The following is a 23,072-nucleotide window of genomic DNA, read 5'->3' as shown; positions in this document are numbered from 1 at the left end:
GCCTGGCTCAGGGCACCGCCGCCATCACCAGCAGCACCAACGCGCTCGAGAAGAGCACGCAGGTCCCGGTCAGCGCCAAGCGGACGTGGCGGTGCTTGCGCATCGCCAGCGCGGCGAGCAGCCGGACGAGTTCGTGTGCTTGGTCGGACTGTTCTCGTGCACCCACACGTCCGGTGACGGCCGTTCCGGCGGCGACGCTCGGGAAGGCGAACTGGTTCTCCTCGGACGGGGCCGCGGTCCGAGGCCGGATCGCCAGGTAGACCTGCAGTGAGGCGTAGGCGTACGCGCACGCGAAACAGAGCAACGCTCCGACGAAGACCATTCGCGGCACAGAACCAGCTCTCGCCCCGCCCAGGAACCCGAGCTGGGCGGCAACGAGGGCGGTGATCATGGTCTGAACCGCGATCACGGTGCGCGCCTTCTCGTCGGCGTGCTGGACGGCGCCTTGGAAGAAGGTCACCGTCGTCAAGGTCGTGGCCAGTTCTCCCCGGCTCCCGGTGCGTGCGTCCCTGAGCCCGGCCGGTGTTCTCCTGTTCATCGCTTCTCCCTCCTTCCGGCCGAGCATCGCCGGTCCGCGTCGCGGAAATGCCGTCACCCGATGGTTTCCCCGCGGAAACTGCTCCGCTTGCTCTCCGAAACCCGGTTTTTGACGTGGTGGGCCGCTCGGCGCCGGAGAAGCGTGGACAGGGCCGCGTCCGCCCGAGGAAGGAGTGGAGCTGAACCAGAAGCCTTGGCCGAAGACCAGCCTGCTCGGCCGGATGTCCGCCCGGACCAGGGCCGGCTTCCTCGAACTGGGAACCGCGGTGACCTACGGCGCACGGCAGAAGGTCATCCGGCAGGGCGAGGAAAGCCACCACGTGCTGGTGGTCGTCGACGGGATCATGAAAGTGTTCGTGGACACCGAGTTCGGCAGCCCGGTTCTGCTGGGGCTGCGCGGCCGCGGCGACCTCCTAGGTGAGATGTCGGTCCTGGAGCGCAGACAGCGCTCCGCCAACGTGATGACCTGCACCGCGGCCCACGTCAGGCTCATCAAGAGTGCGCAGCTGGTGAACTTCCTCGACCGCAATCCGGAGGCCTGGGCGGCGATGGCGGCATCGCTGAGCGCCCGGCTGCACTGGGCGAACAACCGCCGGGCGGAGTTCGTCGCCTGTCCGGCGGCGGTGCGGGTCGGCCGCGTGCTTGCGGAAATCGCCGGCCGGCACGGTGTCCGCACGGCGGAAGGCTGGGACCTCGACGTGTCGCTTACCCAGGCGGAGATCGCGTCGCTGGCCGGGGTCGCGTTGGCGACGTTCGAAAAGGCGCTTCAGCAACTCCACCGGTCGGGGCTGGTGCGACGGCGATATCGACGGATCGTAGTCGAGGACCTCGCCCGGTTGGCCCGGTTCGGCGCGAACGACCGCCGAAACCCGTATCAATACGGGGTCGACTACGGGGATGTGGCTCAGAGTTAGGGATCGGAACGCAGACGATCTTCGGAGGAGGCCGCGTTGCCGGAACACACCGACTTCTCGCGGGTGCTGTTGCTGGCCGTCGACATGTGGCGGTACGGGAGCCGTGACGGGCGGCAGCAGGCCGAACTGCAGCAGGCGTTGTCCGACGCGGTGTCCGCCGCGGCCGCAGCCAGCGGGCTCGACCGGTCGTCGTGGCGGGTGCAGGACGGCGGCGACGGCTTTCACGCCGAGATCGACGACGGCAAGTCGGAGCTCGCCTTGGTGGGCCCGTTCGTGCGCGAGCTCGACGCCCGGCTCGCGCGGTTCAACGCCCCCCGGCGCCCCGAAACGCGCCTGAGGCTACGGCTTGCGCTGCACCACGGCGGCTCACTGCCCGCCGCGTACGGCTTCGCGTCCGACGGTCCGGTGCACGTCCACCGGCTCCTGGACTCGACACAGGCACGAGCGGTGTTGGCTGCGCTACCCGAGGCCAACCTGGTCCAGATCGTCTCGGCGCCGATCTTCGACGGCTGCGTGCGCCAGTGCATCACCGAGGTCTCCGAAACGGAGTTCGTGCGTATCCGCGTGGACATGCCGGACAAGGACTTCCACGATGACGCGTGGCTTCGCGTGCCCGGCGTGTCCGCCACGACGGTGGCGGACCTGATCGGCCCCGAGCCGCTGCTGTTGGGGTTACGGTGCGACCCGGCCACGCCGGGCTTCGTGGACCGAGTGCTCCGGTCGTCGTTCGCCGCGGCGAGGATCGCGTTCCCGGACGCGGTGCACGACGATGGCCGGAACATCACCATGAGCCTGCCCACCGTGACTCGCGGCGAGCACCTGCTCGGGGTGTGGCTGCACCACCTCGGCGGAGTGCTCGACGCGGTCGCCCCGGGCTCGCGGATCATCGTGGGGGTGGCCACCGGCCGCGAGCACGCGGTTGTCAGCGGGCTCATCGGCCGTGCGGCGGCAGCGGGTCTTCCGGCCGGAACCGTCGTCGTGGTTTCCGGGGATGTCCACCGGCAGCTCGTCGCCGGTTCGACGGCACGCATGGTGATGCCGGAGAGCTACCGGCCGCTCGGCACCGAACCGGAGTCCTGGATCCGAGTCCTCGGCTACTCCGTCCCGCCGAAGCCCACGGCTCCGCGGGAGGAAGCGAGCGCACCGGCGGCTGCGCCCAGGATCGGCGTGGCGCACGGGCCGGTCTCACACATCGAGTCCGGTACTTTCCACGGCCCGTTCGTGGTCGGCTCGTGGCACGACAACCGGGGAGCGGACCGATGAGCGACAGCACGCCGGCAGCCCAGCCGGGACCCGTCCCCGGACCGGCCTCGGGTTCCGCATCGCCCCCGCAGGCACCGGCGGAGGGGCCGGCCGGCCCGAAGGGCGGCCAGCCGAAAGCCGATGCGCCGAAGCAGAACCGCGGGAGCACCAAGAAACCCGAGCAGGACCAGGAGAAAGACCACGGCGACGACGAAGCCCGCGGCGTGAAGGAAGCCCTCGACCAGGGAGACCGCTTCTTTTCGCCCAGGTATTCGCAGCACGCTCCGAGCGCCACGATCCACCACGGGAAGTTCAACGGTGACGTGCAGATCGGGGACCGTTACTACGGGATCTCCGTGGGACAGCAGCTCTCGCGCAAATCCGGCTCGGTTCGCGAGGACGTGCTCGACTGGGTCAGGTCTCGCTACCTCGCCGTGGAAAACCACGGCGAGATGGCCGAAATGCTCGAGAAGCGCGGGGTCATCCTCTTGCGTGGACAGCCGGGCACCGGACGCGTCACCACCGCGTTGCACCTGCTGGACCAGGCGGTCGAAGGCCGGGTGTTCCGGCTGTCCTGCGGCGAGAACGTGAAGTCATTCGTGAGTGCCGACTTCCCCGAGGAGAACGCCGGGTACGTCGCGGAGCTGCCGCCCCGCGTGAGCGGAGGCCTCACCGAAGAGAACCTCGACGAACTTCGCGATCGACTGAAGAAAGCTTCGTCTTGCTGCGTGTTGGTGGCGGCGCGCGATCCCCGGTTGACGGCCGTGTTCGGCGGCTACGCGTTCGACTACTTCCCGCCCGATCCGTCGGCGTTGCTCGCCAAACACGTCCGGCACGAGGTCCGGCCCGATGACCCACCCGAGTTCGAAGCCGATCTCGACGAGCTGCTCGCGGCCCCGTGGGTCGCCGAGGCGCTGGCCCCCTGCCCGCGGCCGGTGGAATCCGTGGCAATGGCGGCCCTCCTCGTTCAGCACGCACGGGGAGAGATCACCCGGGAGGACGTCGAGCGAGAGGCCGCCCAAGCAGTCCACGGCCAAGTGGCCGAGTGGTTCTGTTCGCTGCAGGGGATCGCACCGGGTCCCGAGCTCGACGAGGCCCTCCGGCTGAGCGCGTTCCGGGTGGCGCTGGCGGTGCTCAACGAGTCGCCGTACAACATCGTCGCCGAGGCGGCCGAACTGCTGGGCAGCAAGTTGGTCACGGCGTCGAGCAAGGACGACAAGCGTGGGATTTCCTTGTTCGCCGACGACCAGGGGAACCGGCTGCCGGAGCTGCGGGCGACGGTGGCCGACGGATACACGACGTTCGGTCGTGTCCTACTCCCGACGCCCCTGCTGCGGTTCCACGATCCGCGGTACCCGGCCGCGGTCCTCGACCATGTTTGGCAGAACCACTACCGGATGCGTGACTCGATCAACACGTGGCTGACGAAGCTGACCGAAGACAGCCGCCCGATGATCTGGGTCCGCGCCGCGCAAGCGATCGGATACCTGTGCCGGCGGGACTTCGCCTACGTCTACATGAAGATGATCAGGCCCCGCGCCGTCGACCACGATCGGGGCTGGTACCTCGGCAACCGCCGCCTCTCGCCGGCGATCGCCCTGGACCAGGCCGCCCAGGACGACGACCTCCGCCCGGCGATCGTCGAACGGCTGGAGGAGTGGCGCCGGTCCGGCTCCCGGCCGCTGCGCTGGACCGCCGCGGCGACCTACGGGTTCTCGTTGGGCCGCCGGCGCATCGCCGACACGCTCGAGGAGCTCCGGGTGCTCGGCACTCCGTCGGAAAGCCGTCACACGCTCGACGACGGTGACGACTGGGACGTCGTCTGGATCTCCGGGTACAGCGTGGCGAAGCTGCTGGCGTTCGGCCGGGTCACCGAAGTCCTCGAATGCCTGCAGCGGTGGTTCGACAGCGATCGGAGCAGCCTGCGCCGGCTCGCGTTGCGGAGCCTGCGGCACCTGACGAACCTCTACGGGTTCGAGCTCGACAGCCTGGTGATGTCGGAGACGGACCGTCCGGCGCTGCCGTCCGGCGCCGAGCAGTGGCCGTTGCTGCTCACCCTGCATTCGCAGGATGCGGGCCTCACGGAGCCGATCTGCGCGTTGCTCCGGCGGTCACTGCGGAACCGGGAGGGCGATGTACTGGCCCGTCACTTCATCACCAGGTGGATCCGGTGTGCCGAGCAGGACCGGGTACTTCTCGACGTCTTGGCCGGCTTCATGGCCGAGCTCGTCGAGACCGAAAGCGACGCCCAGCGGCTGTTGTACCTGATCGGCAGGCTGACGAAGGACTGGGCCGACCCGCTCGCGCCCGCCGTCGCGACCGAGCTGACCGCGGCGATCAAGACCCGGACCAAGATGAGGGTGGTCGTATGACCGAGGAAAAAGTTACCGAAAAGATCGATCGGAAGAGCGAAGAAGAGCCGGAACAGCCGGAGAAGAACGAGCAGACGTTGCCGGACTCGGGCACGCAGGCCGATCCGTCGGTGGTCCGCACCCTCGATGCCTCCGCGTACGCCCCCATCGTGAGTGACGACCGGGTCGGCCGGCTGGGCTTCGTGCGGAACCGGACGCCGATGCGACCGTGGGTGGCCAGGGTTTTCGTCCAGGGCGACGGCCGGATGGTCGTCTTCGGCAGGCACAAGCAGCCGACCGCGGGCGAGCTCTTCTGGAGTGGCTTCCGCTCGGTGTTCGAGGTGGACCTTTCGCTGCGGCAGCTGTCGCTGGAAATCACACTGCCGAGCCTGGGCGACGCGTTCGTTTTCCGGGCGGAGGTGGACATCCAGTGGCGGGTGACCAGCCCCGAGGTGGTCGTCGCGGAAGGGCTTACGGACATCCGGCCGGTGTTGGTCCCGCGCCTGCTCGCCGGCCTCCGCGAAGCGAGCCGGGTCCTGACGGCGGCGGACGTGGAAACGGCGGAGAAGGCCGTCAACACCCGGTTTCCCGCCGACTGGCTGTCGGCGGAGTTCGGGCTGTGGACGAACGTCCTGGTCCGCCTGCGGATGGACGAGCAGAAGGAGCGCAACGTCCGGCTGGAGGCGGAGGTCGGCGCGTTCAAGGAGCTCATCAAGAACGGCGACCTCGATCAGTTCGCGTTGCAGCTGGCCCAGAACCCGAAGGAAGTCGAACCGGTGGTGCGTGCACTGATCGCGGAGCGCGACACTCACCGCCAAGAGGTGTTCGATTTCATCACGCGGCTGATCGAGTCCGACGCTCTCGACCGCTGGCAGATCGACGACCAGGTCCGCACGGTTATGCAGTGGATGCAGGCTTCGATCAACCGCGTGCTGACCGGAACGGACGGGGCACGCCAGCTCAGCTTCGAAGACCGGGCGAACAACACGGGCGGTGCTTGATGTGGCCGTTGCTTCCGCAGGCGCTGCCCAGTTTGATCCTGGTGGTGGCGGTGGCCTGCCTGGTGGTTCGGTTTGTCGTGCCGATCATGCTCAGGACACTGATCGAGCCGGCACGAGACGTGGTGACGCTGCTCGCCGCGGTCTTGGTGCTCCCGGAGTACTGGCTCAGCCAAGCCCGCCGCCGAGCGGGCGGCGCACCCCCACACTTCGCGTACGTGTACGGGAACGGCGTGACGCGCCTGGCGTGGCTCGGTGACCGCGGCGTCGTTTTGGTGTTGCGCTCGTTGGCCCGGGTGGCGGTCTCGGTCCACCCATTGGCGGTGGGCCTGGCTGCGGCGGCCTGGAAGCTGGTGGTCGCGGCGTGAGATCGTCCTGAGCACCACGGCAGGGCGGTCATAACCTAGAGTGTGCGGTGCCCCCGTAGCCCAACCGGCAGAGGCAGTCGACTTAAAATCGATTCAGTGCGGGTTCGAGTCCCGTCGGGGGCACCACACACGCTGGTCAGCGGGCTGGGGTGGGGTGCAGTGAAGATCGAGTGCCCCACTTACGCCCCACTTTGCCGTGACGGTCACAAGAGGTCTTCCATCGTGTCCGCGATCGTGGGTGCCACGGCGCCCCGGCCGACGTACCGGTCGAGGGTAACCGATGGGCGGGCGTGCCCGAGGAAATCCGCAATCTGGCGTGTGCGGCCAAGCGGCATCTCGACGACCTCCCGGAGGGCTATCACGCCGCGTCAAGGGGGCAGCCGGGCAGGTCAGCCGCAGTCGAGCGGGAAGTGCCCCCTTGACACAGCGTGATCGGGCTGCGCCAGATCGACGAGATGCCGAAAGGCCACCCACTTATGGTTGATTGACTTCAACCCCAGGCTCAAGTACTTGAAAAGAGCGATGCCACGTGCGCTCAGAATCATCAGTAAGGCTAAGTTCCCAGCGATAGAAGCCGGGTTCAAGGGGGAGGCCCCGGTCGAGTCCTAGGATTATCGGCGTGAGGGCGGGGGCGCGGTTGTCAAACTGTTCGGCCTCTACGTCGAACTCCATATTTGCCGAGATGTCGTTGCCATTCCTGTCGGGAACAGGTTTATTATCGGAGTTCACCAGGCGGACGTTGAGTTTGAATCGCTTACCCGCATCTTCTTTGTCAGGTTCGGCGGTCACGACAACAACGTGGGCTTGCAGGGGAGTGGTTGTCCGCGTCCAGCCTAGTCCGATGGCATTAAGCTTTTGTCCGGCTCCGCCTTGGGCGTAGTCGGCGAGCTGAATGAAAAATTTCACTCTGCAACACTCAAAATCGAGGAAGTTGGATTAACTCTTAGATGTGAAGGGCGCCGTGCGGCTGCGCCTGTCTGTGTGCGGGAAACGTTCGAAATGGCACTCGACCCCGACGAGAAATGATCTACGACAGAGTGTCGTACAAGGACGCCGAGGGCTAGAGCATAGCGTCGGATCGTTGACAGCTTGGGGTCGGCATCCGCCTTCTCGAAGGCTGCTACGGCTGGCTGTGTGACACCCATGCGTCGTCCGATTTCACCCTGCGTGAGGCTTTTTTCATTGCGGAGGGCAACTAGACGACGGAGTAACTGGTCGTCAGCGTCCACTAGTTCCAGCGCAAGTTGCTGCGTCGGGTCGGCGGGGTTAATCCCCAACAGGTCGTCGAGTTCGTCACTCATCGTCATCATCTCCTCTCTACGCGTATCAAGTCTAGTTTATACTAGGTTCGAGTCGTCCGCGCCAGCCAGGTTGCGTAGCGTGACCATGCCTCATCGATGTGCTGATCTTGCACCGCGCGGCCCTCCGGCCCTCGTGGCTTTTCACCGAACTTGAAAGCTACGCGAAGTGGGCCCATGTTCGAGTGCCAGCCAAAGTAGAGCCGCCACAGTCGAGCTGGGATGGCCGCATCTCCGATCTTCCAGCGGAGTTCAAAGAGTAGCGGGTTTCGAACGAGGTGCTTCAGGTCGACGTAGGGCTTAAGTCTTCCCTCCATCGCGGCAAGCATGATTCGCTTCACCTCGGCTCGGATCATGGCTCGCTCTACCTCTGAGTTGCCCGCCACGCTGATTTCAACCTTCACTACAGAGATGCCGCGTTCATCCCGGTAGAACTCCCAGACTCCGCCGCTGGCTGCGGCAACGACCTCGGTTAACCCCACCCGCACCTCCTGAGACTGCCCTGACAGTCGGAGAGGCAAGATCGCCTGTTACACCCCCGACAGCCAATGGTCTGGTCGGACAGCTCGCTCGCCGCGCCAGGCCCGACTGCGCACCTAGGTGGCTTCTGCGGATGATCAAGCGCCCCAGATTTGCCCACTATCGAGGCCAGACGACGAAAGAGCTCCACTGAGGTCGACTGTTCGCCATCGTTAACCCCGCAGGCAACGGCCGCGATCGACCAACAACAGGCAACGGCAGCCGATCTAGCCTTAAAATCGATTCAGTGCGGGTTCGAGTCCCGTCGGGGGCGCCAAACACGCTGGTCAGCGGCCCAGGGTGGGGCGGAGACCTCGGGTCAACATTGGTCCTTCGGGATATAGCCCTGCTGGCACCCGTACTCATGCTGGGTATCGCCGGACGTCTTCTGTCGGCCCGATCCTCCGGGGTCGAGGTAGCCCTGGTACTCGCGGCATCTGGGGTTGAATTTGCCTGCGGCGATGGCCCGCTGTCCGCAGCCTGGCTCGTTCGAAGAACCCGACCGCTTCGTAGTGGATCGCGGCGAAGGGGTTGTCGCCGGTGCCGGCACCGCTGACGACGTCGAAGGCTTCGAAGGAGAAGTTGGTGGAGTTTGCGTCCTTGGCGGACCCGACGATGTTGGGGGTGACGCTGGGCGATCGGGTGCCGGTGTTGGGGCTGGGCCACATGCGACCACGGCAAGGCCCACGGCAGCAGCTAGTGATGCTCGTACAGCCCAACTCGTCATACACGGAAGTCGAACCCGCTCAGCTTGGCGTTATGAGTCCGCCCCGCCAGCCGTTGGATCGTTACGTGCTGGTCTCCACTTCGATCGATGAGGCCAAAAGGATCTCGGGGAAAGGGAGGGAAAGATCAACTGCCCCGGTTTCTCCTCACTGTCAACGCCAAATGACAGAAGACGCTCACGCCCGACCGTCGTTTGCGGAAGCCAGCATGGCGGGCCGCACCGCATGTCGATCAACAACAGCCGATATCGGCTGATCCGGCCTCCAATCGATTCAGTGCGGGTTCGAGTCCCGTCGGGGGCACCAACTCAACGACCCGCGGACGGCGGGGCCTGGGTCAGCATCGAAAAGATCGGTTCCGCCATCGCGACCCCGAGCGCGTTCGCATACACCTCCGCCGTCGCCTCCGTCCAGCGGCCGCTCTCCGCCAGTTCCTGGTGCGCCGCCTCGTGGCCCATGCTTCGGGTGTCGAAACGGATTGTGCCCACCTCCCTTCCCGATGCGTCCGCCAGCGGGACCGACCGCAGCGCGTGTGCGGGGCCGCCCAGTGCGTCCGGTGCCTCCGCCGTCAACGCCGGCAACCTGGCGCCGTCCACGCTCACCGTGAACGACAGTCCGCTCGGGCGGTCCTCCGCCGCCGCGTTCACGTGGACCACCTGGTCGAAGTAGTGGTGGAACCGGGTGTTGGCCCGGCCGCGGCCGTCCCACATCGTCGTGCCCGCCGTTGCCGACCGGCCCGCCACCGTCACGTCCAGGCGGAGGTCCGCGCCGGCCGGGAGGGGGTTCGCCGGGGTCAGGGCGATGTCGAACACCGTGACCGCGGTGATGTCCCCGCCCAGCAGCAACGCCGTCCGCCAGCCCACCGCCACCAGGGACGACAGCCACTGGCCGGAGGCCGACAGCAGTCCGTCGAACATGCTCGCCACCACCGCGGCCGTCTCCGCGTTCCGGCCCGCCAGTTCCCGGTACAGGCGGTCGATGCGGTCGGCGAGCCGGCCGGACGGCTGCGGTGCGCCGAACGACGGCGTGGTGGCCAACGCCTTCGTCAGCGCATCGTGGAAGATGCCCGGGCCGAAGCGGTTGATGCGGTCGATGATCCACGATGGCCAGCCCGGGTGGTCGTCCCGGTGCAGGAGACCCTCCATCACCGCCACCACCGTGGTCGCCGCCGCGCCGGCTTCGTCGAGGATCGGGTACTCCGGGGCCACCAGGTAGAAGTGTTCGCCGTCGCCCGCCCAGAACTCCTGCCGCTCCCCGGACGCCGTCGTGAGCCTCAGGTCGTACAGGACAGCGTCCTCGCACGGCACGCGCTCCACTCCCGTCACCCGGGTGGGGCCCGGTGCGCGGGAGTGCACCAGGCTGCCCGGCGCCAGGACCCCGATGCCGTTCTCCCCGAGCGTCGGGACGTCCGACGCCAGGGCCGCCGGATCCACGGCCAGCACGGCGGGCGGCGGGGCCGACGGGTCCTCCGGGGCGGCGTTGAGGAACGGGTGGGTGCCTGTGAACACCGGGCCGCCGCCGTCCAGCCGGTACAGCGGGCGGCCCGCCCGCAGGGGCTGCGCCAGGTAGGCCACCGTGGCGGTGCCGTCCCGGGTCAGCACGACGTCACCCCGCTTGACCGTCCGCAGCGGAACCGGCCGGCCGTCCTTGCGCAGCACCTGCGTGTCGCCGGTGAAGCACGACCCGCCCGGCGGCCGGCGGTAGTGCGTTCCGGGCTGGCTGTTCGCGGTGAACTCGTAGCAGTTGCCGTTGGGCAGCGACGCCAGGCCGCCCCCGTAGGTCGCCATGTACGTCGTCTCGGTGACCGGGCGCGCGCACGCGTCCCGGACGTCGGCGACGTCGACGTCCCGCTTGTCCCGGAGCTCCTCGGCGTAGGAGCGCCAGTTCCGCTGGTCCACCACGCCCGGCACCGGCAGCCCGGCGTCGCCCAGCTCGCGGATCAGCGTGTCCACCTCGGCGTCCGTGGCGCCCAGGACCAGGTACTTCGCGTACTGGTTGAACAGCTCCCAGTCCGGGCTGGTCCACATCCCCGCCTGGTACCACAACTGGCGGTTGAGCACGTTGGCCAGCAGCGATTCGCGGAACCGGGCCTTGGCGACGTCCCGGTTCACCTGGCGCAGCAGGGCGACGAGCGGCTCGTAGGTGGCGCCCAGGATCGTGGCGTACGCGCGGGCCGACCGGGCGCGCAGCTGCGCGTTGAACGCCGCCACGTCGCCGCGGATCTTGTCCGCCAGCATCTGCCCGCGGATGCTGCTGCCCAGCTCCGCGATGGCCTGGCACAGGACCACCACGGAGAAGTCGCGCCACCACGAGTCGGCGAGGCCGGTCACGTCCGCGGCCGCCAGCAGCGGGTCGGCCCGCCAGCCGGGGTAGAACACCCCCCGGAACGCCGGGCCGGTGCCGAACAGCTGCGAATAGTTGCCGGGCAGCGCGCTCTGCGTCTTGTTGACGTAGAGCTCGTGCAGGCGACGGCCCGCGCTGTAGTCGGGCATGAGGTTGACCATCGCTTCGATGGCGGGATCGGGCGTGCCCGCCAGCGGGACGGCGGGCCGCGACAGGGCGATGAGCACGGCGTTCTCCGTCACGCGTTGGCGAAGCCCTTGGCCACCATCGGGCCCTTGACGAACTCGGTGATCGGGTCCGGCGGCGGCGGGGGCGGGTCGATCCAGTTCCAGATGAACTGGATCAGGGCGATGACGACGCCGATGGCCGCGATGGCGAGACCGGCCGGCCCGGCCCAGGCGAAGCTCATCAGCTCGAGACCGAGCAGGGCGACGGTCGCCAGTGCGATGAAGGTGTTCAGCGCCTCGAACACGATGTTGCGCACGTTCCCCGACTTGATGGCGTCGTACAGCGTGAAGGCCGCGAGCACCAGACCGCAGACGGCCATCGCCGGCCCGATCCGCCGGGCCATGAACTCCGCGGCGTTCTCGCCGAAGACGGCCACGAACGCCTTCCCGACCGGGCCCCTCGGGATGACCTTGCCGCCCTCGGCGAACCAGGTCGCGAGGTCACCGGCGAACGCGCGGAACGCGCCGCCCTGGCCGCCTGCCGCGAAGTTCTCCAGGAACCGGCCGACCCCCAGCGACATCATCTTCTGGACGCCCTGCACCAGCAGCGCCAGGGCGAGGATGCCCAGGTTCACCTCTTCGGTGACCGTCTTCGGCGTCTGCTTGCCCTTGCCGTCCTGGACGATCGAGTAGATGAGGAAGCCGGCCGAAGCGCCGTAGAACAACATGCCGAGCAGGCCCTTGACCTTCCCGCTCTTCGTCAGCTGCTCCCAGGCCTCGTACTGGCTGCCCTGCAGCTGCTGCCCGATCAGGCGCTGCGCCTCCGGGTCCGTGGCGAGCTGCTGCAGCGACTTGCGCTGGTAGGCGGAGAGGGCCGCGGCGATGCCGTCCACCAGGTGCACGATCGAGTCGGTGGTGGTGATCAGCGTCTTCAGCAGCTCCCGGTTCTCCGCGGCCGCCTGCTGCTGGAGCTTGTCCATGACGGTCGGGTCGACCTTGCCGGCGATGGCGTTCTCGATCAGCGCCTGGAGGAACGGCTTGAGGTCGTCCGACCACTGGGACTTCGAGTAGTTCACCCCGAGCAGCGCCGCGTAGGCGATGGTCACCATGCGCTGGCCGTAGTCCTTCTTCGGCGCGAGCACCTGCAGCTTGACGTACCACTCGTACATCCGCGTCTTGACGTTGTCGAACTGCTTGCTGGCGACCTGGATCTGCCAGGTCAGGAGGTTGGCGTCGTCGGTCAGCCAGGCGAAGTACTCGGCCGCCCACTTCTCGGGGTCACGGTCGAGGTAGGGCCGCATCGCCTTGACGCCGTCGCGGTAGCCCTCCAGGTAGAGGGCGCTGCTCGCCTCCTGGTAGCGCACGCCCTCGGTCTCGCTCTTGCCCATGTCCGTCCAGACGGTCTTCATGGTCTCCGGGCGGATCTTGTTGATCAGGTCCTTGTACTGCGGCCAGGTGCCGAGGTTGTCGTAGAGCATCTGGCCGGTGCCGAGGACCGCGTTGTCGGCGAAGAACGGCTTCGAGTGCTCGAACACCTTCTGCACGCCGTCCGGGAGGGTGTACCGGTGTCCGTAGATGCCGTCGACCCACCGGTCTTCCAGGCCGTTGACGAGGCACTTGTTGAAGTAGCCGCCGCAGGTCGTCTGGGCGTAGTCGACCGTGACCTGGTTGCCCTTGCCGTCGGTGACGATCTGGATCGAGGAGATGTTGTCCAGGTCCTGCACCGACATGGTGGCGGTTTCCGCGGCGGGTGCCGCGGCGGTCGTGCCGTTGCCGAGGACGGCGGTGCGGGCCGCAGCCACCTGCGCGGGCTGGACGGAGCTGCCGCGCCAGTCGTAGTCGTTGTCCTCGTCGTCGGTGTAGGTCCCGGCGAAGGTGCGGCTGCCGGAGACGAGCACGATGACGAAGGCGTTCTGGCGGAACGGGGCGACCAGCTGCGGGACCATCTCCAGCGTGGTCTCGCCCTTGGGGCGGTCGACCTTCGTCACGCGGGTGCGGTCGCTGACGTCGTCGGTGCCGAGCAGGTAGGTGATCTTCAGGTCGTTGCCGGCCCACTCGGACTTGACGGTGAGGTCTTCCGACGGCCGGAACGGGGCGTGCGGATCCTCCTTGAGGTGCCGTTCGGTGTGGTAGACCTGCTCGATCACCCGGCCGCGGACGGCCTGGGGCGCGCCGCCGCCGGTGGACATCGTGCCGACGAACGCGGACCCGCACTCGGTCAGGTTCAGTCTGGCCCGGAACGTGGGGTCGCCGGTCTTGCCCGCCAGCAGCAACGCGTGGTTCGCGCCGTGGTAGTCGACGGTGTGGACGTGGTCCTCTTCGTGCGTGACCATGTCGTCCTGCACGACGAGCTGCCCGTGCGGCTGCCACGTGGTGCCGTCGTGGACTTCGACGTCGTAGACGCGGCCGTGCGCGGCGCGGCAATGGGTCAGGTCGAACGGAACGGGCCGGGTCGGGAGCATGGCTGGTCACCTTTGCGGTCGTCGTCGGAACCGTGCTTCGACACAATCTAGAAAAGCGCAGTGCCGGAAAACTGACGGTGCTCTGCTCGCCCGGCGGGCGGCTGACAGTTTTGCGGCACAGATTGCGCCTGCGGCCGTGTGAGTGATGATCGGCCACCCGTTCAGGGAGAGTTCGTTGCCCGCCATTGCCTTCGGCGGCCTCGTGCGTAGTGTCGATCGTGCCGGAAAACGTCCACGAACGCAGGCGGAAAACGTCCATGGGGGAATCCGAGTTCCATTTCTTCGTCCTGGGCCCCGTTCGCGTGCGGCGGTCGGGCGCCGACGTGGTGCTCGGTTCTCCTCAGCAGCGGGCCATTCTGGCGTTGCTGATGGCGAATCCCGGCAGCCCCGTTTCCATCAGCCGGATTTCCGAGGTGGTCTGGTGCGCGGACCCGCCGCCGAGCGCGGCCAACGTGGTCCACCGGCACATCGGCGCGATCCGGCGGCTGCTCGAACCGCGGCTGCCCGAGCGGGCGGCCGGGCGGTGGCTGTCCCGCAGCGCCAACGGGTACCAGCTGGACGCGCCGCCCGGCGCCGTCGACCTGCACCGGTTCCGGGAACTGGTGTGCCACGCCCGATCGGCGGGCGCGGCCGGCCGCCGGGTGCCGGCCGGGGAGCGTTACCGGGAGGCGCTGGGGCTGTGGGCCGGACCGGTCGCGACCGGGTGTCCCCGGCACGTCACCGAGCACGCGGTGTTCGCCGCGGTGGAGATGGAGTACCTGCAGGCGCTCCGGGAGGCCGTCGACGTCCTGGCGGACGCGGAACTGCCCGAGGAGGTCGTGAGCGCCCTGCGCGAGGCCAGCGGCCGCTACCCGCTGGACGAATCCCTGCTGGCTCGGCTGGTGCTGGCGCTGGGGATCACCGGGCGGCAGGCCGAGGCGTTCACGGCCTACGAGTCGGCGCGGCGGCGCCTCGCCGACGAGTTCGGGGTCGGTCCGGGCCCGGAGCTGCGGGCCGCGCACGCCCGGGTGCTGCGCCAGACCGCCCGCAGCTGGGGCCTCGTCGCCGCTCCGGCGGTCGCGGCGGCCCCGGTCGTGCGGCCGGCGCAGCTGCCGATGGACGTGCCCTACTTCGCGGGACGCCGTGGGGAGCTGGCGCTCCTGCTGGCGGGCCCCGAGCGGCCGGACGCCCCGGTGCCGCGGGTCCGGACGATCACCGGCGTCGCGGGGGTCGGCAAGACGACGCTCGCGACGCACGCCGCGCACCGGCTCGCGCCGCGGTTCCCCGACGGGCAGCTGTACGCCAAGCTGGGCGGCTCCGATCCGGCCGACGCCACGGCGGCGACGACCGTGGTGCTGCACGGGTTCCTGGAGGCGCTCGGCGTGCCGCAGACGCGCGTGCCCGGCACGGTGGACGGCGCTTCCGCGCTGCTGCGCAGCCTGCTCGCGAACCAGCGGGTGCTCGTCGTGCTGGACGACGCCCGCGACGCCGCCCAGGTCCGGTCGCTGCTGCCCGGGTCGGCCGGGTGCCTGACCGTCGTCACCAGCAGGCACCCTCTCCCGGAGCTGGCGGTCGTGGAGGGGACGTGCCCCCTGTCGCTGCAAGCGCTTTCCGCGGCGGAGTCCCGCGAGCTGCTGGCCCGGCGGATCGGCGAGTCCCGGCTCGCGGCCGAAGGCGCCGCCCTCGACGACGTCGTCGAGTTCTGCCAAGGGTTCCCGCTCACCCTGGCCCTCGTCGTCGGGCACGCCGCCCTGCACCCGCACCTGCCGATCGCCGCGATCGTCGAGCAGTTGCGCGCCACCCGGCTGCCGGCGGGCGCGGCCGACGTCGTGGGCACGCTCGGCTGGAGCCGCGTCACCCGGTGCGGGCCCGCGGGCCGGTCGGCAGCGCGCCGGCTGGCCCGACCGTGACGCGCTGGGCGCTCAGGCGTGGGCCAACGGCCACCGTTCGGGACGAACCGGCGCCCGTGGGCCCGGCGATCAGGCGCACCCGGAAGGGCTCGGCGGGATCGGGCGCCTCGGTCGCGCGCGCGGTCAGCGGCCCACCTGGCAGTAGACCGCGCGGGTGAGCTCCGTGATCCGCGCGGCCGAGTCCTGCCAGGACAACGTGGCCGGTTCCAGCGTCAGTACCACCACGATCCTGCCGCCGTCCGCTCCGGCCGTACCGCTCGTGTGCATCGCGCGGCTGGTCAGGTCGATGTCCTGCCCTCCGAAGGCACCGACAGTCCCTTCACCGCTCGAAGCCACCGAGGTGGCCGCCCCGACCTCCGGCGAGTGCAGCACCCGCAGCACGTTGGGGTCCGTCTCCCTGCACTCCTCGCCGGGGGCCGGGGCCGCTCCGAAACCCGACCAGCCCTGCTTGACCGCCTTAGGGCCGGGGACCGCGCTCGGGAGGCCGAACGACTGGTCGAAGCCGTCCCAACCGCACTTGGCCGACTGCGCCAGGTTGCCCAGGATGAAGTCGCGGTACTTCGGGTTCGCCTCGTGCTGGATGTACTGGTACGTCCGGACGATGTCCGCGGCGCTGATCGCGGTGTACCCCCACTTGCCGCGGTCGGCGGGCGGTGCGGTGTCGGTCAGACCGAGCTTGCCGGCCATCCGCTTGACGATCTCCTCCCAGCCGTCGCGGACCCACAGCGTGCTGGCGGCGTCGTCGTTGCTGGAGCGCAGCATCGGCTCCAGCAGCGCCAGGTCGTCGGCCGGGATTTCGTGGCCCGGGCCCTGCGATTCCAGGTAGTCGAGCGCGATGAACAGCTTGACCAGCGAGGCCGAGCGGTACCGCAGGTGCTCGCCGGAGCCGAAGGCCTGGCCGGTCTTCTGGTCGACGACCAGGTAGCTGGCCGTCATCCCGTCGGGCAGGTCGGCCGGAGACGCCGCCGCCGGCCCGGCCGCCAACGCCATCCCCGTCACGACACCGGTCGCGATCGTCGCCAGCCGCCGGATCTTGCCCATGGTGACCACGCCAGTACCTCTCGATCAACTTTGTCCGCGCCACCGTAGCGGGGTGGTCACTCCGCGTCCGCTAGCGGCGAGCCGGGAGCCGGACCGTGACGAGGAGGCCGCCGGCCGGGCGCGCAGCCAGCTCCAGCATCCCGTCGTGGGCCCGGACGACGCTGTGCACGATCGCCAGCCCGAGGCCCACGCCGTCGTGCTCGTCGGTGCGGGTGCGCGCGGTCCCGCGCTGGAAGGGCTCGGTCAGGGTCGGGACCAGCTCCGGCGGGAGCGGACGGCCGGTGTTCTCGACCCGCAGCACGCTCGCGTACCGCCGTCGTTCCGTGTGGACGGTGACCGTGCCGTGCGGGTGGTTGTGGACGATCGCGTTCTGGACCAGGTTCGTCACCATGCGCAGGAGCAGCGCGGCGGAGCCGGTCGCGCGGACTGGCTGCCCGGTGACGTCGAGGGTGATCCGGCGCGCTTCGGCCAGCGGCAGCAGCGTTTCGGCGGCTTCTTCGGCGAGCAGGGAGAGGTCGACGGGCTCGCGGGTGAAGACCCGCCGGTCGCTGCGGCTGAGCAGCAGGAGGGCCTCGGTGAGGTCGATCGCCCGCGTGTTCACCGTGCGGAGCCGCTCGATCAGCTCACCCCGTTCGTACGCCGGGTCGTTGCGGGCGACGTCGAGGATGGCCTGCGAAACGGCCAGCGGCGTGCGCAGCTCGTGGGAGGCGTTCGACGCGAACCGCTGCTGCTCGCCGACCTGGGATTCGAGCCGCTCGAGCATCGTGTCGAAGACGTCGGCGAGCTCGCGGAACTCGTCGGAGGGACCGGGCAGCCGGACGCGGTGGGACAGCGATCCGTGCGCGGCGAGCCGGGCGGCGTCGGCGATCCGCGTGAGCGGCGCGAGCATCCGGCCGGCCAGCAGCCAGCCGCCCAGGACGCCGAACACGAGCAGGAAGCCGAGCGCGGTCGCCGCGGCGGGGACGAACATGCGCACGAGGAGGTACCGGTTGGGGGAAACCCCGAGCAGGCCCTGGTCGTTGTCGGGCACGTACCGCAGCAGCGACACCCACACGACGGCGAGCAGGACGCCGCCGGCGAGCACGAGAAACCCGGCGTAGCTGATGGTGAGCTTCAGCCGCGCGCTGAGGCCGGGGCGCCTGTTCACGGAAAAAGCGTAGGCAGCCGCGGTTATCGCGGGCATATGCTCGTTCCCCCGCTCGAGCCAAGGACATTGCCGTTGGACACCATCCCGGATCTCGGCCCCGCGCCCGAGCGCGTCACTCTCGGCGTGGACGTCGTGCGCCGGTTGATCGCGGAGCAGTTCCCGCACTGGGCGGCGCTCCCGGTCCGGCCGGTGGCCCACGGCGGGTGGGACAACTTCACCTTCCACGTCGGCGGCGAGCTGGTGGCGCGCCTGCCCAGCGCGGCCGAATACGCCCTGGCCGTCGCCAAGGAACAGCAGTGGCTCCCGGTGCTCGCCACCCGGTTGCCGCTGCCGATCCCGGTTCCGGCGGCGAAGGGGAAGCCCGGCGCGGGCTACCCCTTCCCGTGGTCGGTCCACCGGTGGCTCGACGGCGAACCCGCGAGCCCGGACCGGATCGCCGACCCCGTCCGCTTCGCCCTCGACCTCGCCGGGTTCCTGGCCGCGTTGCAGGACGTCGAGACGGCCGGCGGCCCCCGGCCGGGGAAGCACAACTGGTTCCGGGGCGCCACCCTGCGCACCTACGGGGCGGCGGCCGAACGCGCGCTCGCGGCGCTGGGCGACCGCGTCGACGCCGGACTGGCCCGCGAGATCTGGGCGGCCGCACTGGACGCCCGCTGGGACGGCCGGGACGTGTGGTTCCACGGTGACGTCGCGGCGGGGAACCTCCTGCTCGACGCGGGGGAACTGACGGCCGTCATCGACTTCGGGACCTGCGGTGTCGGCGATCCGGCCTGCGACACGGCCATTGCCTGGACGCTGCTGACCGCCGACGGCAGAAAGGCGTTCCGCGAACGCCTGTCGGTCGACGACGCCACCTGGGCGCGCGGGCGCGGCTGGGCGCTGTGGAAAACGCTCGTGGCCGCGGCGCGCACCGGCGAAGAGGCCGCACACCGCGTACTCGAGGAAATCTTCAGCGAGTACCGGAGCGGAAGCTGATCCTTCGCGCCCCACCGGGCCGTCGGCTACCGCGCGTGGCGGTGACTCCGGCCGGGTGAGCTGCCTGCGGTCGTCGGGGGAACGCGCCGGACGCTGTTCGCCGGAATCGGCGGGCTTTCCCGCCGTTGGTGATTGACAACCCCGGGCCGGGCAGCGACGGTGTGCACGGCGTCTGGGAACGCTCCCAGACGCGTCCGACGTCAGTGTGCACAAGGGAGTGCCGATGTGGGGAAGAGCCGGAAACCGTCCTGCCGCGCTGGCGATAGCGGGTCTCGCGGTCGCCGCCGGGGTCGTCACCTCGACGACGGCGGTGTCGTCCGCGCGTGAGCCGAGCGCGGCGTTCGCCTGCCGCGTCACCTACTCGGCCAACGACTGGGGAAGCGGTTTCAGCGCCACCGTCGGCATCGCCAACGTCGGCTCCGCGGCGGCCGACGGCTGGACGCTGACCTACTCCTACACCGGGAACCAGACCCTGCAGCAGGGCTGGTCGGGCACGTGGACGCAGTCCGGCAAGCAGATCACCGTGACCAACGCGAGCTGGAACGCCACCATCCCGGCCGGCGGCTCGGTCAGCACCGGCGCCAACTTCTCCTACAGCGGCACCAACACGACGCCGGCCACCTTCGCGGTCAACGGCGCCGCGTGCACCGGCACCCCGCCGACCACGGCGACGACACCCAGTACCCCGACGACAACCCCGACCACGACCCCAACGACAACCCCGACACCACCGCCGCCCGGGCCGGCGCCCGCGCTGCACGTGTCGGGCAACAAGCTGCTGACCGCCGACGGGCAGACCTACCGGCTGCTCGGCGTCAACCGCTCCAGCGCCGAGTTCGCCTGCGTGCAGGGCAAGGGCATGTGGGACAGCGGCCCGGTCGACCAGGCGTCGGTGGACGCGATGAAGGCCTGGAACATCCACGCGGTGCGGATCCCGCTGAACGAGGACTGCTGGCTCGGCCTGTCCGGTTCGCCCAGCGGCGCGCCCTACCAGCAGGCCGTCAAGGACTACGCGAACCTGCTGGAAGCCAACGGGATCAACCCGATCCTCGACCTGCACTGGACGCACGGCCAGTACACCGGCACCTCCTCGGCGTGCACCGACGTCAACGCGACCTGCCAGAAGCCGATGCCCGACCGGCAGTACACGCCGACGTTCTGGACGCAGGTGGCCACCGCGTTCAAGGGTGACAACGCCGTGGTGTTCGACTTGTTCAACGAGCCCTACCCGGACGCCGCCGCCAACTGGTCCGACGCGGCCGCCTCGTGGCGGTGCCTGCGTGACGGCGGCACCTGCACCGGCATCGGCTATCCCGTCGCGGGGATGCAGGAACTCGTCGACGCCGTCCGCGCGACCGGCGCCCGGAACGTGATCATGACCGGTGGCCTGACGTGGACCAACGACCTCACGCAGTGGCTGGCCTACCGGCCCGCCGATCCGGCGGGCAACCTGGTGGCGTCCTGGCACTCGTACAACTTCAACGCCTGCATCACCGCGTCCTGCTGGGACAGTCAGATCGGGACGGTCGCCGCGCAGGTGCCGGTGCAGGCCGGGGAGATCGGCCAGAACAGCTGCGCGCACGACTACCTCGACCAGGTCATGGCCTGGCTGGACGCGCACAACCTGGGCTACACGGCCTGGACGTGGAACCCGTGGGGCTGCACCGGTGGCAACGTGCTGATCGAGGACTTCGCCGGCACGCCGACCAAGACCTACGGCGAGGGCTTCCGGGCCCACCTGCTGACCGTTCACCCGTGAGGGTCGCGCCGGGGGTGCGACGGCGCTCGCCGCATCCCCGGCGTCCGTGCGAGTCTTCAGGGCGGACCCACCCGCTCGTCCGCACCCGGGGGACTTCATGGGCAAGCTGCTGCTCGCCGCGCTGCTGGCGGCGTTCGCACTGCTGCCGCCGCCGTCCGGCCCGGCGCCGAGCGCCGGCGCCGGACCGGGTGACCCCTTCGGCCCGGACCTGCGGGCGCGGATCGCGCGGGCGCAGGCCTACGCCGACAGCCGGCCCGGGGTGACCGGCATCGTGCTCCGCGACCGCCGGACCGGAGCCGTCTACCGCAGCCCGGCCGCCGGCACGCTGATCTGGGCCTGCTCGACGCCGAAGCTGGCCATGGCCGTTGACCTGCTGCTGCGCGAGGACACCGGGGCCATCGCGCTGTCGGCCGAAGATCGCGAGCTGCTGCACCGGATGCTCTATTCGAGCGACGACGCCGCCGCTCACGCGTTGTGGACCCGGTACGGCGGCGAGACCGAATTCGGCCGTCGGTTTCCGGCATACGGAATGACCGACATGCGGTTCAGTGATCGCCACCCGCACCACTGGGGCTGGATCCGCACGACGGCCGACGATCTGGACCGGCTGATCGAATACGTCCTGACCCGCCTGCCCGCGCGGCACCGCGACCACCTGGTGCGGGAGCTGCGGGCCGTCGACGTCAACCAGCAGTGGGGGGTCTGGGGCGCCGGGCCGTCCGCGCAGCCGGGGAACAAGAACGGCTGGTCCGACGACAACGACGACGGCTCCTGGATCATGAACTCGGTCGGGTTCGCGGGCCCGGACGAGCGGTACACCCTCGCCCTGATGAACGACACCGGCGTCGTCGCCGGCGGCGAGGAGGCCGGTCGCGAGACCACCACGAAGATCGCCGCAATCCTGTTCGCCGGGTATTTCGGCGCCTGAAATCTGCCGTCCTTTCAGGGGATTTCCGAGCCCAATCGTGTTTATGGGGGCACCGTGCGTAGGCCCCTGTGAGGTCTGTGTATGCTGCGATTCGCTTGACCGGGTGATCACTCACCCGAATCAGTGGCCGCCGTGGTCGGGGATGGTGATCTCACGCGGCCCCTAACGGCTTGGTTCGGGCTCGGATAGGAGATTTATGCAGGTCAGGTCAGCTCTCGTGCGTGGCGGGATCGCGGTGCTCGCCGCGGCCGCCGCCGTCATGGTCAGCGCTCCCTCCGCCCTCGCGGACGACGGCGCCGCGCGCGGCCGCGTCGTCGAAGACGCGGGCACGGTCGGCTACCGGATCAACCTCGACGGTGGCGGTGACTACATCGCCAAGCTGTTCGGCTTCAAGCTGTCGGACGGCAAGTCGCTCAAGCTCTACTGCGTGCAGATCACCGTCGGCATGCGCACCGACGTCGACATGGTCGAGACGCCGTGGAACAAGTACCCGGCCGCCAACTCGCCGTTCAACAAGAACAGCGACAAGATCAACTGGGTGCTGCACCACGGGTACCCGGGCCTCACCCTCGACGCGGTGGGGGCCGCCCTCACCAAGCAGGGTGTCAAGGTCCACGACGGCATTTCCGAGCGCGAGGCGATCGCCGCCACCCAGGCCGCGGTCTGGCACTTCAGCGACGGCGTGAACCTCAACCTGCAGAAGCCGCTGGCCGAGCCGAACCCGGCCGAGGCCAACGCCGACGTCGCCGCGCTGTACAGCTACCTGATCGGCGACCAGAACAAGGGCATCGGCGCCCAGCCGAAGCCGACGCTGAACATCTCGCCGGTCAAGGCCGACGGCAAGGCCGGTACCAAGGTCGGCCCGTTCTCGGTCGCCACCTCCGGTGACGTCACGTCGCTGACCACCGAGCTGCCCGACGGCGTCAAGGTCACCGACGCCGACGGCAAGGAGCTGAAGACCGCCGACGTCAAGGACGGCAGCAAGCTGTTCGTCGACGTCCCGGCCGGCGCCAAGCCGGGCGACGGCTCGTTCTCGCTCAAGGTCACCGGCGAGCTGGACACCGGCCGCCTGTTCGTCGCGGAGAACTACGCCCGGAAGCCGGCGCAGTCGCTGATCGTGGCCGACTCGGAGAAGACCCAGGTGGCCGCGAAGGCGGGCGCGAGCTGGACCGAGGCCGGCACCGTCCCGAGCACCCCCGCGCCCAGCACCACCCCCGGCGGTGCGCCCTCCGGTGGCGGCGAGCTCGCCAACACCGGTGTCGACGCCGCGGTTCCGTTCGGCATCGGCGGCCTGCTGCTCGGCGGCGGCGCGCTGATGCTGCTGGTGAACCGGCGCCGCAGCCGCGCGTAAGCAGCGCTTCACGGAACGGGGTCGGTCCACTGTGGACCGGCCCCGTTTTCCGTGTCCG

Annotated in this window: 18 protein-coding genes and 1 tRNA gene; 11 read left to right on the top strand and 8 right to left on the bottom strand. The window is 69.4% G+C overall.

The genetic code is table 11. From position 1 onward, the window contains the following. Positions 1-7: 7 nt before the first annotated feature. Positions 8-538 (bottom strand): hypothetical protein, encoded by a 531-nt coding sequence (locus ACLJOU_RS32605; protein WP_410572843.1) that lies wholly within the window; start codon positions 536-538, stop codon positions 8-10. A 172-nt stretch (positions 539-710) separates the two neighbouring features. Between ACLJOU_RS32605 and ACLJOU_RS32600 the strand changes: the two genes are divergently transcribed. The 6 genes from ACLJOU_RS32600 (at position 711) to ACLJOU_RS32575 (ending at position 6,536) form a co-directional block, all read left to right on the top strand. After that, the gene (locus ACLJOU_RS32600) at positions 711-1,451 is read left to right on the top strand and encodes a Crp/Fnr family transcriptional regulator (RefSeq protein WP_410572841.1); all 741 of its coding nucleotides are present in this window, start codon (positions 711-713) and stop codon (positions 1,449-1,451) included. Between the two features lie 36 nt (positions 1,452-1,487). Further along, positions 1,488-2,714 (top strand): hypothetical protein, encoded by a 1,227-nt coding sequence (locus tag ACLJOU_RS32595; RefSeq protein ID WP_410572839.1) that lies wholly within the window; start codon positions 1,488-1,490, stop codon positions 2,712-2,714. Continuing rightward, positions 2,711-5,065: a hypothetical protein gene (locus ACLJOU_RS32590; RefSeq protein ID WP_410572837.1), complete on the top strand. Its 2,355-nt coding sequence runs from the start codon at positions 2,711-2,713 to the stop codon at positions 5,063-5,065. The genes ACLJOU_RS32595 and ACLJOU_RS32590 overlap by 4 nt, the downstream gene beginning before the upstream one ends. Continuing rightward, positions 5,062-6,045 carry a hypothetical protein gene (locus ACLJOU_RS32585; protein WP_410572835.1) on the top strand — a complete coding sequence of 328 codons (984 nt, stop codon included), beginning with the start codon at positions 5,062-5,064 and terminating at the stop codon, positions 6,043-6,045. Before ACLJOU_RS32590 ends, ACLJOU_RS32585 begins: the two co-directional genes overlap by 4 nt. A gap of 8 nt (positions 6,046-6,053) precedes the next feature. Continuing rightward, complete coding sequence (locus ACLJOU_RS32580; RefSeq protein ID WP_410572833.1) at positions 6,054-6,410, top strand: hypothetical protein; 357 nt, start codon at positions 6,054-6,056, stop codon at positions 6,408-6,410. A gap of 49 nt (positions 6,411-6,459) precedes the next feature. Further along, positions 6,460-6,536: transfer RNA gene (locus tag ACLJOU_RS32575), tRNA-Leu, on the top strand. A gap of 348 nt (positions 6,537-6,884) precedes the next feature. On the opposite strand, the gene ACLJOU_RS32570 is transcribed toward ACLJOU_RS32575, so the two are convergent. The 5 genes from ACLJOU_RS32570 to ACLJOU_RS32550 all read right to left on the bottom strand — a co-directional run bounded on the left by ACLJOU_RS32570 (position 6,885) and on the right by ACLJOU_RS32550 (position 13,924). Next, on the bottom strand, positions 6,885-7,316 hold the full coding sequence (locus ACLJOU_RS32570) for a hypothetical protein (protein WP_410572831.1): 432 nt from the start codon (positions 7,314-7,316) through the stop codon (positions 6,885-6,887). After that, positions 7,313-7,711 carry a helix-turn-helix domain-containing protein gene (locus ACLJOU_RS32565; RefSeq protein WP_410572829.1) on the bottom strand — a complete coding sequence of 133 codons (399 nt, stop codon included), beginning with the start codon at positions 7,709-7,711 and terminating at the stop codon, positions 7,313-7,315. The genes ACLJOU_RS32570 and ACLJOU_RS32565 overlap by 4 nt, the downstream gene beginning before the upstream one ends. Before the next feature lie 41 nt (positions 7,712-7,752). After that, positions 7,753-8,190, bottom strand: a complete 438-nt coding sequence (locus ACLJOU_RS32560; RefSeq protein WP_410572827.1) for a hypothetical protein — start codon at positions 8,188-8,190, stop codon at positions 7,753-7,755. Positions 8,191-9,260: 1,070 nt separating this feature from the next. Then, entirely contained in the window at positions 9,261-11,537 is a 2,277-nt protein-coding gene (locus ACLJOU_RS32555) for a hypothetical protein (RefSeq protein WP_410572825.1), read from the bottom strand. After that, positions 11,534-13,924 carry a hypothetical protein gene (locus ACLJOU_RS32550; RefSeq protein ID WP_410572823.1) on the bottom strand — a complete coding sequence of 797 codons (2,391 nt, stop codon included), beginning with the start codon at positions 13,922-13,924 and terminating at the stop codon, positions 11,534-11,536. The genes ACLJOU_RS32555 and ACLJOU_RS32550 overlap by 4 nt, the downstream gene beginning before the upstream one ends. A gap of 257 nt (positions 13,925-14,181) precedes the next feature. Between ACLJOU_RS32550 and ACLJOU_RS32545 the strand changes: the two genes are divergently transcribed. Beyond that, a complete protein-coding gene (locus ACLJOU_RS32545; RefSeq protein ID WP_410572821.1) occupies positions 14,182-15,813 on the top strand; it encodes a BTAD domain-containing putative transcriptional regulator in 1,632 nt (543 codons plus the stop codon). A 123-nt stretch (positions 15,814-15,936) separates the two neighbouring features. Here the strand turns inward: ACLJOU_RS32545 and ACLJOU_RS32540 are convergent, their stop codons facing one another. Together ACLJOU_RS32540 and ACLJOU_RS32535 are read right to left on the bottom strand one after the other, a co-directional pair. Then, on the bottom strand, positions 15,937-16,854 hold the full coding sequence (locus ACLJOU_RS32540) for a hypothetical protein (RefSeq protein WP_410572965.1): 918 nt from the start codon (positions 16,852-16,854) through the stop codon (positions 15,937-15,939). 70 nt (positions 16,855-16,924) lie between these two features. Then, on the bottom strand, positions 16,925-18,001 hold the full coding sequence (locus tag ACLJOU_RS32535) for a sensor histidine kinase (RefSeq protein ID WP_410572819.1): 1,077 nt from the start codon (positions 17,999-18,001) through the stop codon (positions 16,925-16,927). 72 nt (positions 18,002-18,073) lie between these two features. Between ACLJOU_RS32535 and ACLJOU_RS32530 the strand changes: the two genes are divergently transcribed. The 4 genes from ACLJOU_RS32530 to ACLJOU_RS32515 all read left to right on the top strand — a co-directional run bounded on the left by ACLJOU_RS32530 (position 18,074) and on the right by ACLJOU_RS32515 (position 23,014). Next, complete coding sequence (locus ACLJOU_RS32530) at positions 18,074-18,976, top strand: aminoglycoside phosphotransferase family protein (protein ID WP_410572817.1); 903 nt, start codon at positions 18,074-18,076, stop codon at positions 18,974-18,976. A 223-nt stretch (positions 18,977-19,199) separates the two neighbouring features. Beyond that, a complete protein-coding gene (locus ACLJOU_RS32525) occupies positions 19,200-20,735 on the top strand; it encodes a cellulase family glycosylhydrolase (RefSeq protein WP_410572815.1) in 1,536 nt (511 codons plus the stop codon). A 97-nt stretch (positions 20,736-20,832) separates the two neighbouring features. Further along, complete coding sequence (locus ACLJOU_RS32520) at positions 20,833-21,663, top strand: serine hydrolase (protein WP_410572813.1); 831 nt, start codon at positions 20,833-20,835, stop codon at positions 21,661-21,663. A 196-nt stretch (positions 21,664-21,859) separates the two neighbouring features. Beyond that, a complete protein-coding gene (locus ACLJOU_RS32515; protein ID WP_410572811.1) occupies positions 21,860-23,014 on the top strand; it encodes a thioester domain-containing protein in 1,155 nt (384 codons plus the stop codon). Positions 23,015-23,072 lie beyond the last annotated feature (58 nt).

The organism is Amycolatopsis sp. cmx-4-61 (assembly GCF_046548775.1).
Classification (GTDB): domain Bacteria; phylum Actinomycetota; class Actinomycetes; order Mycobacteriales; family Pseudonocardiaceae; genus Amycolatopsis.
The sequence above is the reverse complement of the archived record's forward strand: the minus strand, read 5'-3'. Positions and strand labels throughout refer to the sequence as shown.

Coding starts and splice junctions, on each gene's coding strand:
- ACLJOU_RS32520 (WP_410572813.1), top strand. CDS start 20,833: ATGGGCAAGCTGCTGCTCGCCGCGCTGCTGGCGGCGTTCGCACTGCTG.
- ACLJOU_RS32515 (WP_410572811.1), top strand. CDS start 21,860: ATGCAGGTCAGGTCAGCTCTCGTGCGTGGCGGGATCGCGGTGCTCGCC.
- ACLJOU_RS32550 (WP_410572823.1), bottom strand. CDS start 13,924: ATGCTCCCGACCCGGCCCGTTCCGTTCGACCTGACCCATTGCCGCGCC.
- ACLJOU_RS32540 (WP_410572965.1), bottom strand. CDS start 16,854: ATGGGCAAGATCCGGCGGCTGGCGACGATCGCGACCGGTGTCGTGACG.
- ACLJOU_RS32585 (WP_410572835.1), top strand. CDS start 5,062: ATGACCGAGGAAAAAGTTACCGAAAAGATCGATCGGAAGAGCGAAGAA.
- ACLJOU_RS32605 (WP_410572843.1), bottom strand. CDS start 538: ATGAACAGGAGAACACCGGCCGGGCTCAGGGACGCACGCACCGGGAGC.
- ACLJOU_RS32545 (WP_410572821.1), top strand. CDS start 14,182: ATGGGGGAATCCGAGTTCCATTTCTTCGTCCTGGGCCCCGTTCGCGTG.
- ACLJOU_RS32590 (WP_410572837.1), top strand. CDS start 2,711: ATGAGCGACAGCACGCCGGCAGCCCAGCCGGGACCCGTCCCCGGACCG.
- ACLJOU_RS32565 (WP_410572829.1), bottom strand. CDS start 7,711: ATGAGTGACGAACTCGACGACCTGTTGGGGATTAACCCCGCCGACCCG.
- ACLJOU_RS32525 (WP_410572815.1), top strand. CDS start 19,200: ATGTGGGGAAGAGCCGGAAACCGTCCTGCCGCGCTGGCGATAGCGGGT.